Here is a 13,744-nt window from a genome sequence, read left to right on the forward strand (position 1 = left end):
GGGGAGCGTTCGTCTCAAGGCCAGGGTTCGGCGCGTCAAGAAGGGTGGGTTCCAAACGAACCTGATTTTCCGCAAGACGTGGAGAGGCTCCGGGCGTGCCCATTACCACTGCGGTCTGTCCCGAGATACATAACGAAGAAGTCGCGCGGCAGGTCCGGGCCGAACAGACCAACTTGCTGTATCGCTTCGGCTGGGCGGCGGATTGGCCGAGCCTTGCTGCTGCCGCGATCTTCTTCTGGGTGTATTGGGGTGAGGAGGGCGGCAACTACTCCGCATGGTGCGCGGTGGTGCTCGCCTTGAGCGCACTGCTGCGAGCCTGTCTTGGCATCCTGTTCCGGCGGCGCACCATCCCGGTGGAGGAGGCGCAGCCTTGGCAGCGCGGCTACCTCATCCTCACGCTGCTGGTCGCGGCAAGCTGGGGTGCCCTCGGCGCGGGGCTGGTGCTGCCTGGCTATTGGAGCACTGCTGCACCGGGGATGCTGCTCATGGCCTGCGTGGCGGCACTCGCGGTCCCCTTGCTCAGTGCCAGCGTGCTGCATTATTTCCCGTTCTTGGCGTTGGTGCTGGTGCCTGCGGCCTCACGGCTGATCATAGGCGGCGACCGTGCCTCGCTGTTGATCCTGGTGCTGACCGCCGCTGCCGCCGCCCTGATGTGCGCCGTGGCGAGCATCGCCAACGAACGGCTCATGGAAGGGCTTAACCTGCGCTTCTCCTACGCCACCATCGTGGAAGAGCTCACCGGCCAGGTGTCGGAGCGCACCCGCATCGAGACCAAGTTGCGTGAGGGAGAGGAGCGGATGCGGCGCCAGAGCCAATCGCTGCTGGACTTGGCGCGCGAATCCACCATCTCGGGCGGCGACCTCAAGGGTGCCCTCACCGTGATCAGCGAGAAGGCAGCGCAGGCCATGAACTGCCGGCGCATCGGCATCTGGTTCCTGGACGACAGCGGTTCCACGTTGCGCTGCGTGCATGTCTACAGTGGCGGCGAGCACGGCAATGGAGGCGGGGAACTCATCGACAAACGCCGCAGTCCGTCCTTGTTCCACTCGATCCAGGAGACACGCACTTATGCGGTAAGCGACGTGGCCGGCGATGCCCGCATCAGCGAGCTGCGCCAGGAGTATCTCAAGCCTAACGGCATCACCGCGCTCCTGGTGGCACCGTTCCGGCAGGGCCATAAGGTGCGCGGCATCATCACCCACGAGTATCAGGGCGGCACGCGGGAATGGACCCGAGACGAGGCGAGTTTCGCGAGCTCACTGGCGGATTTCGTGGCCTTGGGGCTCACCTCCAACGACCGGCGCGCGGCCGAGGACAAGCTGCGCGAGATGGCCAACTACGACCGGCTCACGGGCCTGCCGAACCGCTCGTTGTTCCTGGACCGCCTGGCACAGGGGCTGGCGAAGGCACGCCGTGCCCGCCAGCGCACCGCGCTGCTGTTCATAGACGTGGATCGTTTCAAGAGCATCAATGATTCCCTGGGTCATCACGCCGGCGACCTGGTGCTGCGTTCCATCGGCAAGCGCATCCTGGCCTGCGTGCGTGCCTCGGATACCGTGGCCCGCCTCGGCGGCGACGAGTTCACGGTTATCCTGGAGAACTGCCAGGATGCCGAGTACATCACCATGGTCTGCGAGCGCATCCTGTCGGCGGTCGTGGAGCCCATCTCCCTGGGCCAGACCGACGTGAACCTTACCTGCAGCATCGGTATCAGTCTGTTCCCCGGCGACGGAGAGGACGGGGACATGCTGCTGCAGAACGCCGACAGCGCCATGTATAAAGCCAAGGAACGCGGCCGCAACAATTACCAGTTCTTCACCCAGGACATGCATGCACGGGCGATGCTGCACCTCTCCCGCGAGAACGCCCTGCGCAAGGCCCTGCAGCGCACCGAGATGGTGCTGCACTACCAGCCGCAGTTCGACGTGGAGAAGGGCGGCATCGTGGGCCTGGAGGCACTGGTGCGCTGGCATGATCCCGAGCTCGGTCTCATCTGGCCGGGGGAGTTCATACCCCTCGCGGAGGAGACCGGGCTGATCGTGCCGCTAGGGCAGTGGGTCCTGGAGCAGGCCTGCAAGCGGGCACGGCAGTGGCACGACGCCGCCAACGGCCGGCCGTTCCACATCGCGGTGAACCTGTCGGTTCGCCAGTTCGGCATGAAGAACCTGGTGGAGGTGGTGCGAGGCGCGTTGCAGGATTCGGGGTTGCCACCGGCGGCATTGCAGCTTGAGATCACCGAGAGCCTTATCATGCGGGACGTGGAGAACAACATCGGGGTGCTTGAGCAGCTCAAGGTACTGGGGGTGCGCATCGCCCTGGACGACTTCGGCACCGGCCATTCCTCGTTGCTTTACCTCAAGCGCCTGCCGGTGGATGTGCTCAAGATTGACCGGGAATTCGTGGATGTCATCCATAAGAGCCAATATGACGCCGCCATCGCCCGGACCGTCATCGCCCTGGGGGATAGCCTGAAGCTTTCGGTGATCGCCGAAGGGGTGGAGAGCGTGGCCCAGATGCAGAGTCTTCAAGCCCAGGGCTGCCATCTGATGCAGGGTTATCTCTTCAGTCCCCCTCTGGAAGAGGAGGACTGCGACCGACTGTTGCGTGGAATAGTGGATCTCGCCGTCTAGTTTGCACACTAAGTGAACGTTTTAGCTGGATTTATCATTTCAATATGACATAATCTTTTTCAGATTATGTGTTCAAGCCTCCTGGGAGGGAGCTTGGGCATCCGGCAAACTAGCGCTTCAGGGGTTGGAGCGTGGCGGCAGAGCAACCAGTCCGTAAATTCATGTCCTTCGACCAGCATGTGCAGCTGGCTCGGGTCAATGCGCTTCGTAAATTCGGTCGCTGGACCGACGTGGCGGTGATCTGCGCCGCCCTGCTGGCAGCGGTGGCATTTTGGCCTGAGATCAACCATGCGGTGATGCTCTCTTGGCTTGCCTGCATGGTGCTGGTGAGCGGCATCCGCATCTGGCTGAGCTGGCGCGCCGACGGCGACATCGATTCCATCACCACCGCGACGCACTGGCAGAAGCTATTCCTTGTACTCACCACGCTGCTCGGCATCGCCTGGGGCGGCGCAGGCTGGATGATGTTCACCCCGGGCTCGATGCAGCACCAGGTCACGCTGCTGGTGCTGCTGGTGGCCATGGGCGCACTGCCGGCCATGATGTTCGCCGGCAATGTGATCTTCTACATCGCCTACCTCACCATGCTGTTCCTGCCTATCGACATACGGTTGGCGATGGAGCCGGGCCCGGTGGGCCTGCTGGTGGCGTGCGTGAGCGCGGTGGTCATGGTCACCCTGTGCCTGATCGCCCGCGCCCAGCAGGGCGAGATCGCTGAACGGTTGCGGCTTAAGCTCTCCTACGAGGGCATGACCGAGGAACTGGACAACGAAGTCAACCAGCGCACCCGGCTCGAGACCCGGCTCAAGCGCGAGGAAGAGAAGACCCGCCACAAGGATTCCCAGCTCTACGAGCTCACCCGGGACCCCAGCATCTCCACCGGCGACCTGCGAGCAGCCTTCGAGGTGATCAGCTCACGCTCCACCCAGGCCACCCAGTGCGAGCGCATCAGCATCTGGCTGATGAACTCCATCGGCACCGCCATGCGCTGTGTGCACATCTACGAGCGCGGCGAGCACTCCACCCAGTCCCGCGCCAACATCGAGAAGGATGAGTGCCCGCAGCTGTTCGAGGACCTGCAGCAGAGCCGCGCAGTACCGGTGCCGGACATCGAGCGCGACACGGGTCTTGGCAAGGTCTGGCACCACTACTTCAAGCCAAACAACACCAGTGCAGTGCTGTTCGTGCCGTTCCGCCACGGATACAAGGTTCGCGGCGTGGTGTTCCACGAGTGGACCGGGGGTGTGCGTCCCTGGACCGCCGAGGAGATGAACTACGCGAGCGCGCTCGCCGATTTCATGGCGCTGGCTCTCTCCGCCGCCGACCGCAAGCAGGCAGAGGAGGAGATGCGGCGGCTCGCGAACTATGACCATCTCACCGGGCTGCCGAACCGAACCCTGTTCCTGGACCGCATGGAACAGTCGCTGGCGCGGGCGCGCCGCTCGCGCAAGCCCATGGCGCTGTTGTTCATCGACGTGGACCGCTTCAAGAGCGTGAACGACTCGCTCGGTCACAACGTGGGCGACCAGATGCTCTACCAGATCGGCCAGCGCCTGCTGGAGTGTGTGCGTACTTCAGATACGGTGGCCCGCCTCGGCGGGGATGAGTTCACGGTGATCATCGAGGACTGCAACGAACCACAGTCGGTCACGCTGACCTGCGAGCGCATCCTATCGTCGCTGTCGGAGTCCATGCTGCTCGAGGGTACCGAGGTGAATCTCGGCGCCAGCATCGGCGTGAGCATGTATCCGGGTGACGGCACAACGGTGCAAGCACTATTACAGAACGCCGACAGCGCCATGTACAAGGCCAAGGAGCGCGGCCGCAACAACTACCAGTTCTTCACCCAGGACATGCACGCCAAGGCGATGCAGCGCCTTTCCAGCGAGAACGCACTGCGCCGCGCCCTCAAGCATAACGAGATGGTGCTGCACTACCAGCCGCAGTTCGACATCCGGGAAGGCGGCGTGGTGGGCGTGGAAGCGCTGGTGCGCTGGCAGGATCCGGAGATCGGCCTGGTGCCGCCGGGCGAGTTCATCCAGCTCGCGGAAGAGACCGGCTTGATCGTCCCGCTGGGCCAGTGGGTCCTGGAGGAGGCTTGCCGCCAAGTTGGTCTCTGGTACAAGTCCTCGAGGGCCAAGCGCCTGCACGTGGCGGTGAACCTCTCGGTGCGCCAGTTCACCATGCAGAACCTAAAACGGGTGGTGGAGGACGCGCTCATGGCCTCGGGCCTGCCGCCCTCGGCACTGCAGTTCGAGATCACCGAGAGCCTGATCATGCAGGACGTGAAGGCCAGCATCCGCATCCTGGAGGACCTGAAGTCCCTGGGCGTGCGCATCGCGCTCGACGATTTCGGCACCGGCCATTCCTCGCTGATGTACATCAAGCACCTGCCGGTGGACATCATCAAGATCGACCGTGCTTTCGTGCAGGGCATCGCCACCAACGAATACGACGCCGCCATCGCGCGGGTGATCCTGACCCTGGCGGACCGGCTCAAGTTCCGTGTCATCGCCGAGGGCGTGGAGACGGTGGAGCAGATGAAGCAGCTGGCAGCGGAGGGCTGCCACTTGATGCAGGGTTTCCTGTTCAGCCCGCCGCTGCCCGCCGACCAGTGCGACCGCCTGCTGCGCGGCGCGCCCGATCTAGAGATCTAAGCGATAAAAAAGCCCGCCCCCTTTGCAGGAGCGGGCTACCCACCATTCCAGGTCATTCGCCCCGCATCGTCCCGAACTCGTCCACGTCGATGGCATCGCGGGCCACCGCGTGAGCGTCCCGCAACAGCCGGGCTTCGTCCGTGCTCAGCACGTTTTTGGCTGCGGCTTCGTCCACCAATTTGAGGTAGTTGGCCGGTGCCAGGCGCTTCTTGAGGCCCGCCTGCAGCTTCTCTTCCACCGGTTCCGCGGCCAGGGTCTGCTTGAGCGCATGCTCCATCCTGCCCACCGGATCCTTGGGATCGGTGGAGGTGAAGGCGTAGCGCGTCAGCCTGTCGCGGGCGTCCGAGGGTTGCAGCAGCAGGCTCGCTGCCTTGTGGCCCAGCCTGTCGCTGGCCGGGGCATAAGGCCTTCCCAGCGGCAACACGATCAACCGCATCAACCAGGCGGCCGGCCGTGAGGGGAAGTTGCGCAGGATGCCCTCGAGCGCCTGTTGCATGGCGTAGAGGGAATCCTGGCAGGCCCATTCCACCAGCGGCAGGTCCGTCTCAGGCCGGCCCTGGTCCTCGTACTGCTTCAGCACCGCCGAGGTGAGGTACAGGTGGCTCAGCATGTCGCCGTAGCGGGCCGAGAGCTTCTCCTTGCGCTTCATCTCGCCGCCCAGCATCAGCAGGCCCACATCCGCCGTGAAGGTGAACGCGGCACTCATGCGCGAGAGCTGGCGGAAGTAGCGGCGGGTGCGGCCGGTACCCGGGGCGGCGGCGAACAGCGCACCGGTGAGGCCCAGGAACAGGGACCGCGCGGCATTGCTGATGGTGAAGCCGATATGCGCGAATAGAGCCTTGTCGAAGTCCACCGCAGCCTTGGCCTGGTCGGCGCTTGAGGCCGCTTCCATCTCCTTGAGCAGATAAGGATGGGCGCGGATCGCGCCCTGGCCGAAGATGATCATGCTGCGCGTGAGGATGTTCGCGCCCTCGACGGTGATGCTCACCGGCACCGCCTGGTAGCCGCGGGCTAGGTAGTTGCGCGGACCCATCATCACGCCGCGCCCACCATGCACGTCCATGGCGTCCGCCAGTACCTGGCGCATGCCCTCGGTACAGTGGTACTTGAGGATGGCCGACAGTACCGAGGGCTTCTCGCCCCGGTCCAAGGCGCCGGCAGTGAGCTTGCGCGCCGCCTCCATGCGGTAGGTGATGCCGGCGATGCGCGCCAGCGCCTCTTCCACGCCCTCGAACTTGCCGATGGGCACGCGGAACTGCTTGCGCACCCGCGCATAGGCACCCGCCACACGGCTGGCGTGCTTGCCCGCGCCGGTGCCGAGGGCCGGCAGCGAGATCGCGCGGCCCACCGACAGGCAGTTCATCAGCATCATCCAACCCTTGCCGATGTACTGGGTGCCGCCGATCAGGCAGTCGAAGGGGATGAACACGTCCTTGCCGCGGGTCGGGCCGTTCATGAAGGCTGCGTTCAGCGGATTGTGGCGTGTGCCGATCTCGATGCCGGGCAGGTTGGTGGGGATCAGCGCAAGGGTGATGCCGAGATCCACCTTGTCGCCCAGGAGGTGGTCCGGATCGTAGGCCTTGAAGGCCACGCCCAGCAGTGTCGAGATGGGCGCGAGGGTGATGTAGCGCTTGTCCCAACTCACGCGGAAGCCCAGCGTCTCCTTGCCCTGGTATGTGCCCTTGCAGACGACACCGGTGTCCGGTAGCGCACCGGCATCGGAGCCCACGTAGGGGCCGGTGAGGGCAAAGCAGGGTATCTCCTCTGCACGCGCGAGGCGCGGCAGGTAGTGCTGCTTCTGCTCCTCGGTGCCGTAGTGCAGGAGCAGCTCGCCGGGACCGAGCGAGTTCGGCACCATCACGGTGACGGCGGCGCTGGTGCTGCGGGTGCCGATCTTCATCACCACCGTGGAGTGCGCCAGGGCCGAGAAGCCCAGGCCACCATACTGCTTGGGGATGATCATGCCGAAGAAGCGGTGCTTGCGGATCTGCTCCCAGGCCTGGGGCGGCAGGTCCTGCAGGTCGTGGGTGATATGCCAGTCGTCCAGCGACTTGCAGAACTCCTCCACGGGACCATCCAGGAAAGCCTGCTCCTCGTCACTGAGCGTTGCGGGCGGGGTGGCTAGCAGCTTGTTCCAGTCCGGCCGGCCGGTGAAGAGGTCCGCATCCCACCAGGTGTTGCCGGCATCGATGGCGATGCGCTCGGTCTCGGAGATGGGTGGCAGCACCTTGCGGAACCAGCCCAAGAGGTGGTCGCTGATGAGCAGCCGCCGCAGCGGCTGCACGTTGAGCACCACGGCCGCGATGAGGAACACGATCCAGGCGGCTGTGGGGGCCTGGTGGCAGAGCCAGCCGTCCGCCACCAGCGCCAGCGCGATGGCTGCGGTCCAGGCCCACAGCGGGGCGGCGAAATAGGCCAGCGCCCACAGCGTGGCGATGACTATGAGCGCGAAGAGGAGTCCCGACATGCTTGTCCCTCAGTGGCGGCGCGGACGCGTTGCGGCCGGCTGGTACGTGATCAACCCTTTCCGAATTCGAAGCGCAGCGACAGGTCCACACCCTGCACGTGTTTGGTGAGCGCGCCCACCGATATGTAGTCCACCCCGGTCTCGGCCACCCGGCGGATCCCCTCCTGGCCTATGCCGCCGGAAGCCTCCAGCTTCGCGCGGCCAGCAGTAAGCTTCACCGCCTCGCGCATGCCCTCGGCATCGAAATTATCCAGCAGCAGGATGTCTGCGCCAGCCGCCAGCGCCTCCCGCACCTGCTCCAGCGTCTCTACCTCCACTTCCACCGGCACCTGAGCGCCGCCCGCGCGTGCCGCCGCGACCGCGGGGCCGATACCCCCAGAGGCCATGATGTGGTTCTCCTTGATAAGGATACCGTCATACAGGCCCATGCGGTGGTTGTTGGCGCCGCCGCAGCGCACCGCATATTTCTGGGCGGTGCGCAGCCCCGGCAGGGTCTTGCGCGTGTCCAGGATGGTGGCGCGGGTACCCTTCACGGCCTCCGCGTAATGCCGCGCCGCGGTAGCGGTGCCGGAGAGGGTCTGCAGGAAGTTGAGCGCGGTGCGTTCGCCAGTGAGGAGGCCCCGGGCCGGGCCCTGCAGCCGGCACAGCACCTGGTCGGGCCGCAGCGTGTCACCTTCCCGCGCCTGCCACTGCACCTGGATCGTGTCATCCACCTGGCGGAACACCTCGTCGAACCAGGCGGTACCGCACAGCACCGCCACGTCCCGCGAGATGACCTGGCCCCGCGCCTGGGCGCTCGCAGGCACCAGCGCTGCGGTGAGGTCGCCCTCGCCGATGTCCTCGGCGAGCGCGCGGCTCACCGTGGCGGGGATGTCGTGGGGAAGGGAGACGGACATGGGTCGCCGGACGGTTGGAAGACGATGCCTATTATAAGGCGGCTGGACCGCCCAAAAGAAAAGCCCGGCCTCATGGCCGGGCTTTTCGATGTGCACTGTCCGCTCAGCCGTGCAGGAAGGGCACGCCGTGGAACGCGGAAGCCATGCACAGCAGCATGGGGATGGAGAGCATGGTGTTGGTGCGGGAGGCCATGGCCGCGACCTTGCGGGCCTTGGCCTTCTCCTCGTCGCTGGCGGCGACAATGCCGAGGACCTTCTTCTGGTTCGGCCAGATCAGCACCCACACGTTGAACAGCATGATGGTGCCGAGCCAGGCGCCGATGCCGATGGTGAGTTGGTAGGTGTTCACCGCCTCGCCCATCATGCCGAAGGCGAAGGCGCCCAGGTTGCCGGTCCAGGCCAGGTAGATGAAGCCCAGCACCCAGGTGACCGCCGCCGACATGCGGAACCACAGCAGGGCGCGCGGCACCACGTACTTGGATATGCCGGCCCCACCCGGGCCGCCCTTGTCCGCGGCCGCATCGGCCATGGCCGGGGTCTGCACGAAGTTGAAGTAGTAGAGCAGGCCGATCCAGGTGATGCCGGCCAGGATATGGAACCAGCGGACCAGGACCAGCCAGTTCAGGCTGCCCACGCCCATGCTGGCTATCAGCGCCACCACGATGGCGAGCACGAAGCCCAGGGTGAGAGTGCCTTTGATGCTGTTCAGGGGGTTCATCGCATACTCCTCTGTTTGAATTCTCGCGGGGCCCTTAGGGGACGCGGCGGGACACGTTACGTCCAATCGCATTATGCCCTCTAGTATAATCCTTCCCACAAGCCACGCCATCGCATCCCCAATGTACAGCCCGGCACTCTCCACGGTCCCTTCCCCCTGCATCGGGGTCTGCACGCTGGACGATGCCGATTATTGTCATGGGTGCAAGCGTCACATAAACGAGATCGCGGGGTGGATGCGGTTATCCGAGCAAGAGCGGCGTCGTATACTCGATGAACTCCCGCTGCGGCATGCCAAGGTGGCGTCCGCGCGGCAATGAAATCGAGGAGATAGAAGAATGAACATGAAGAGAAGCGCTTTGATCGTCGCCCTGCTGTCGACAGTATCGGTAACGGCCGTCGTCACTGGCTGTGCCAGCGACAAGCCCATGCCCGCCCAGAGGGCTGGGACTTTCGTGGATGACTCCTACCTCACCACGGCCGTGAAGACCAAGCTCCTGGGTGACACGGGCCTGAAGTCCTTCGACATCCATGTCGAGACCACCCATCAGGTGGTCGCGCTGAGCGGCACCCTGCCGACCCAGGCGCTGAAGGACCAGGCCGAGACCGTGGCCAAGAGCGTGGACGGTGTGAAGGACGTGGTCAACAACATCGAAGTGAAATCCGACTGACGCAACAGGGCGATTCCCGGAGGGAGACGATGGACGAGGTGGTGGAACGCATCAAGCGCGAGATCGAGAGCCGGCCGGTGGTGCTCTTCATGAAAGGCACCCCGGACTTCCCACAGTGCGGCTTCTCGGCGCGCACTTCCCAGGTGCTGAAGGCGCTGGGCGTGGAGTTCGGGCACGTCAACGTGCTGGCCGAGCCGGAGGTGCGCGCCAACTTGCCGCGCTACTCCAACTGGCCTACCTTCCCGCAGCTGTTCGTGAAGGGCGAACTCATCGGTGGTTGCGACATCACCGTCGAGATGTTCGAATCCGGCGAGCTGAAAAAGCTGCTGGAGGAAAAAGGCATAAAGCACGCCTGAAGCCGCCAAGACGGCAACAAGGAAACGGGGCCTCGCGGCTCCGTTTTCTTTTCAGCGTCTAAGCGAGGCCAGATAGATGTCCTGGAAGCGGTTGACGATCTCGCAAAAGAGGTCGGCGGTCTTCTCCGCATCGTAGGAGGCGGAATGGGCCGCGGCGCTGTCCCAGGCCAGTCCCATGGCCTCCGCCGCCCGCGCCAGCACCGTCTGTCCCACCGCCACGCCGCCGAGGGTGGCGGTGTCGAAGCTCGAGAAGGGGTGGAAAGGGTTGCGCTTGACGCCGCTGCGTGTCACGGCGGCGTTGAGGAAGTTCAGGTCGAAGAACGAGTTGTGTCCCACCAGCACCGCCCGGGTGCAGCCGTACTTGTCCAGGTCGTTGCGCACCTCACGGAACAGGCGCCGCAGGGCTTCGCGTTCCGGCAGTGCCGGGCGCAGAGGGTGGTAAGGGTCGATGCCGGTGATGGCGAGCGCCGCCGGCTCCATGTTCGCGCCCTCGAAGGGCTGCACGTGGAAGCTGTGGGTGGAACCCCGCCGGATCAGGCCGGAGTCGTCCATCTCCAGCAGCACACCCGCGATCTCCAGCAGCGCATCGGTCTGGGCATTGAAGCCGCCGGTCTCCACGTCCACCACCACCGGCAGGAAGCCGCGGAAGCGCTGGGAGAATGGGTGCGGGTGGGTGGAGTGGTCCATGGGGGAGCAGGATAAAGGAAGCGTATCGGGGAAGATACGCTCAGCCCAGGGTCCAGTTCACTTCCTCGCCCGCGCGGAACGGCACCAGCCAGTGCTCGCCGAAGGAATAGCTCTCGGGCGGCGTCCAGGGCTTCTTCACGAGGGTGATGCGGTCGCGGTTGCGGGGCAGGCCGTAGAAGTCCGCGCCGTGGAAGCTGGCGAAGCCCTCCAGCCGGTCCAGCCTGCCGGCCGCCTCGAACACCTCGGCATAGAGCTCGATGGCGGCGTGGGCCGTGTAGATGCCGGCACAGCCGCAGGCATTCTCCTTGAGGTGCTGGGCGTGAGGTGCGCTGTCGGTACCCAGGAAGAACTTGGGATCGCCGCTCACCGCGGCCTGCACCAGCGCTTCCCGGTCCCGCTCGCGCTTCAGGATCGGCAGGCAATACAGGTGCGGGCGGATGCCACCCTTGAAGATGGCGTTTCGGTTGTGCAGCAGGTGCTGCGGCGTGAGGGTGGCTCCCACGTTCGCCGGCGCCGCGCGCACGAAATCCACGGCGGTCTTGGTGGTGATGTGCTCCAGCACCACCTTGAGGTTCGGCAGGCGCCGCACCAGGGACGCGAGCACCTTATCGATGAATACCGTCTCCCGGTCGAACACGTCCACTGCCGGGTCCGTCACCTCGCCGTGGATCAGGAGCGGCAGGCCCACGTCCGCCATGGTCTCCAGCACCTTCTGGCAGCGCAGGATGTCGCGCACTCCGGAATCCGCGTTGGTGGTGGCGCCGGCCGGGTAATATTTCACCGCGTGCACATGGCCGTTGGCCTTCGCCCTGTGGATCTCCTCCGGCGACGTGCTCTCCGTGAGATAGAGCGTCATGAGCGGCGTGAAGTCGGAGCCTTTGGGCATCACCGCCATGATGCGCTCGCGGTACTGCAGCGCCAGCTCCAGGGTGGTCACGGGCGGCTTGAGGTTGGGCATCACGATGGCGCGGCCGAAGCGCGCGGCCGTGTGGGGCAGCACGTCCTTGAGCACCGCGCCATCCCTGAGGTGCAGGTGCCAGTCGTCAGGGCGGATGAGGGTGAGCTGGTTCATGCCACCATGCCCCGGTCCTGCAGCAGCTGCAGGGTGAAGCGCACGCCGAAGCCGGTGGTGTCGGTGGGCACATGGGCGAGGCCGCCCTTGTGCTCCGCGCAGGACAGGTCCACGTGCACCCAGGGCACCGAATCCGGCACGAAGCGGCCCAGGAAGCGCGCCGCGAGGATGTGGTCCGCCTCGCTCTCGATGATGCACTGCTTGACGTCCGCGACCTGGCTCTCGATGGCCTCGTCGTAGTCCGCGTCCACCGGCAGGGGCCAGACCCGCTCGCCGCTCGCGACACCGGCGGCGATCACGGCCTTGCCGAGCTCGCCGCTACGGGTGAAGGCGCCGGCATAACGGCTGCCGAGCGCCACGATGCAGCTGCCCGTGAGCGTCGCGTAGTCCAGCATCAGGCCCGGCGCGCCGCGGCTCGCCAGGGCCAGGGTATCCGACAGCACCATGCGGCCTTCCGCATCCGTGTGCACGATCTCGACGGTGACGCCGTTGGAGGCGCGCACTACCTCGTTCTGGGTGTAAGCCCGGGGACCGATCTCGTTGCGCGAGAGCGCGAGCCAGGCGTCCACCTGGAAAGGCACCTCGAGGCGGGTGAGGGCAAGCAGGGTACCCAGCGCCACCGCCGAGCCCTGCATGTCGCCGTGCATGCCGAACATGGACTTGGCGGACTTCAGGTTCACGCCGCCTGTGTCGTAGCAGATGCCCTTGCCCACCAGCGCGAGAGGCTTGGCGCCCTTCGCCGCCTTGGCCGGCTTGTACGTGAGATGGACGATCCCGGCATCCCGCTCGGCGCTGCCTTGGGCGACAGCCAGGAATGCACCGGCGCCCGCCTTGTGCAGTTTCTTCTCATCCAGGAACTCGAGCTTCCAACCCTCGCGCTTGGCGAGTTCCTTCACGTAGCCGAGGTAGAGACCGGGCGTGAGGTGGTTCGCAGGCAGCAGCGTGAGCCAGCGGGCGAGGGCATTGCCTTCCGCCTCCGCCAGGCGCCGGCTGAAGTCCAGCGGCTTGCCGCCGTGGAGCAGCACAAGGTTGCGGATGTGGCGGGTTCCGGCCGGCTCGGCCTTGAAGCTCGGCGCATCGAAGTTGGAGGCCGCCGCCGCGGACACCACCGCGTCCAGCAGCGCCGGCCGGCGGGTCTCGTCCACTGCCGGCAGCATCACGCCCACGTCCGCCGCCTCGCTCTCGCGTACCTTGGCGATGCAGCGGCGGGCGAGGGTGAGGAGATCGAACGTAGAGGCGTCCGGCTTGTAGCCGGCCAGGACCGCGACGGTGCCGCGGCTGTTGGAGAGGTCCAGGCGCGTGGGGGCGAGCGTCTTCTTGCCGTCCACACGTTTCTGCAGCCGCTCGGAGTGGGCAAATTCCGGCCAGCGCTTTTGGAGCGCGCTTTCCGGCAGCAGTATAATGACCGCGTCCAGGGCATCCACCCGGGCGGCATCCACGGCCAGCTGGCGTATCTCGAGCCTGGGAAGACGCGGCAGCTTGGCGGGCATCGGGTGGTCCGGACCGGTAGGATTTCCGGGAGTGATGATATAGGGCTTCCGGCCCTGCCGAAAGCGCGACACCAGCATCGGGACGGCCTTAAGTCGGCCGT

The 13,744-nt window shown here is 65.5% G+C and carries 10 protein-coding genes; 4 read left to right on the top strand and 6 right to left on the bottom strand.

From position 1 onward, the window contains the following. Positions 1-95 precede the first annotated feature (95 nt). Both VF651_08495 and VF651_08500 read left to right on the top strand, forming a co-directional pair. Positions 96-2,630 carry an EAL domain-containing protein gene (locus VF651_08495; GenBank protein HEX7965741.1) on the top strand — a complete coding sequence of 845 codons (2,535 nt, stop codon included), beginning with the start codon at positions 96-98 and terminating at the stop codon, positions 2,628-2,630. Between the two features lie 161 nt (positions 2,631-2,791). Further along, positions 2,792-5,287 carry an EAL domain-containing protein gene (locus VF651_08500; protein HEX7965742.1) on the top strand — a complete coding sequence of 832 codons (2,496 nt, stop codon included), beginning with the start codon at positions 2,792-2,794 and terminating at the stop codon, positions 5,285-5,287. Positions 5,288-5,339: 52 nt separating this feature from the next. Here the strand turns inward: VF651_08500 and VF651_08505 are convergent, their stop codons facing one another. The 3 genes from VF651_08505 to VF651_08515 form a co-directional block, all read right to left on the bottom strand. Continuing rightward, positions 5,340-7,754: an acyl-CoA dehydrogenase gene (locus tag VF651_08505; GenBank protein HEX7965743.1), complete on the bottom strand. Its 2,415-nt coding sequence runs from the start codon at positions 7,752-7,754 to the stop codon at positions 5,340-5,342. Positions 7,755-7,804: 50 nt separating this feature from the next. Then, positions 7,805-8,650, bottom strand: coding sequence for a carboxylating nicotinate-nucleotide diphosphorylase (gene nadC / locus VF651_08510; GenBank protein ID HEX7965744.1), 846 nt, complete (start codon positions 8,648-8,650; stop codon positions 7,805-7,807). A gap of 103 nt (positions 8,651-8,753) precedes the next feature. Continuing rightward, positions 8,754-9,368: a urate hydroxylase PuuD gene (locus VF651_08515; protein HEX7965745.1), complete on the bottom strand. Its 615-nt coding sequence runs from the start codon at positions 9,366-9,368 to the stop codon at positions 8,754-8,756. A gap of 343 nt (positions 9,369-9,711) precedes the next feature. Between VF651_08515 and VF651_08520 the strand changes: the two genes are divergently transcribed. Together VF651_08520 and grxD are read left to right on the top strand one after the other, a co-directional pair. Continuing rightward, positions 9,712-10,038: a BON domain-containing protein gene (locus VF651_08520; protein HEX7965746.1), complete on the top strand. Its 327-nt coding sequence runs from the start codon at positions 9,712-9,714 to the stop codon at positions 10,036-10,038. A 29-nt stretch (positions 10,039-10,067) separates the two neighbouring features. Continuing rightward, on the top strand, positions 10,068-10,394 hold the full coding sequence (grxD, locus tag VF651_08525) for a Grx4 family monothiol glutaredoxin (protein HEX7965747.1): 327 nt from the start codon (positions 10,068-10,070) through the stop codon (positions 10,392-10,394). A gap of 51 nt (positions 10,395-10,445) precedes the next feature. Here the strand turns inward: grxD and rnt are convergent, their stop codons facing one another. Genes rnt through VF651_08540 form a run of 3 tightly spaced genes read right to left on the bottom strand, consistent with a single transcriptional unit; the run spans position 10,446 to position 13,643 of the window. Further along, a complete protein-coding gene (gene rnt / locus VF651_08530) occupies positions 10,446-11,081 on the bottom strand; it encodes a ribonuclease T (GenBank protein ID HEX7965748.1) in 636 nt (211 codons plus the stop codon). Between the two features lie 40 nt (positions 11,082-11,121). Continuing rightward, positions 11,122-12,153 (bottom strand): dihydroorotase, encoded by a 1,032-nt coding sequence (gene pyrC / locus VF651_08535; protein HEX7965749.1) that lies wholly within the window; start codon positions 12,151-12,153, stop codon positions 11,122-11,124. Further along, positions 12,150-13,643, bottom strand: coding sequence for a leucyl aminopeptidase family protein (locus tag VF651_08540; GenBank protein ID HEX7965750.1), 1,494 nt, complete (start codon positions 13,641-13,643; stop codon positions 12,150-12,152). The genes pyrC and VF651_08540 overlap by 4 nt, the downstream gene beginning before the upstream one ends. Positions 13,644-13,744 lie beyond the last annotated feature (101 nt).

This window comes from Gammaproteobacteria bacterium (genome assembly GCA_036383255.1).
Classification (GTDB): domain Bacteria; phylum Pseudomonadota; class Gammaproteobacteria; order Natronospirales; family REEB76; genus DASUBN01.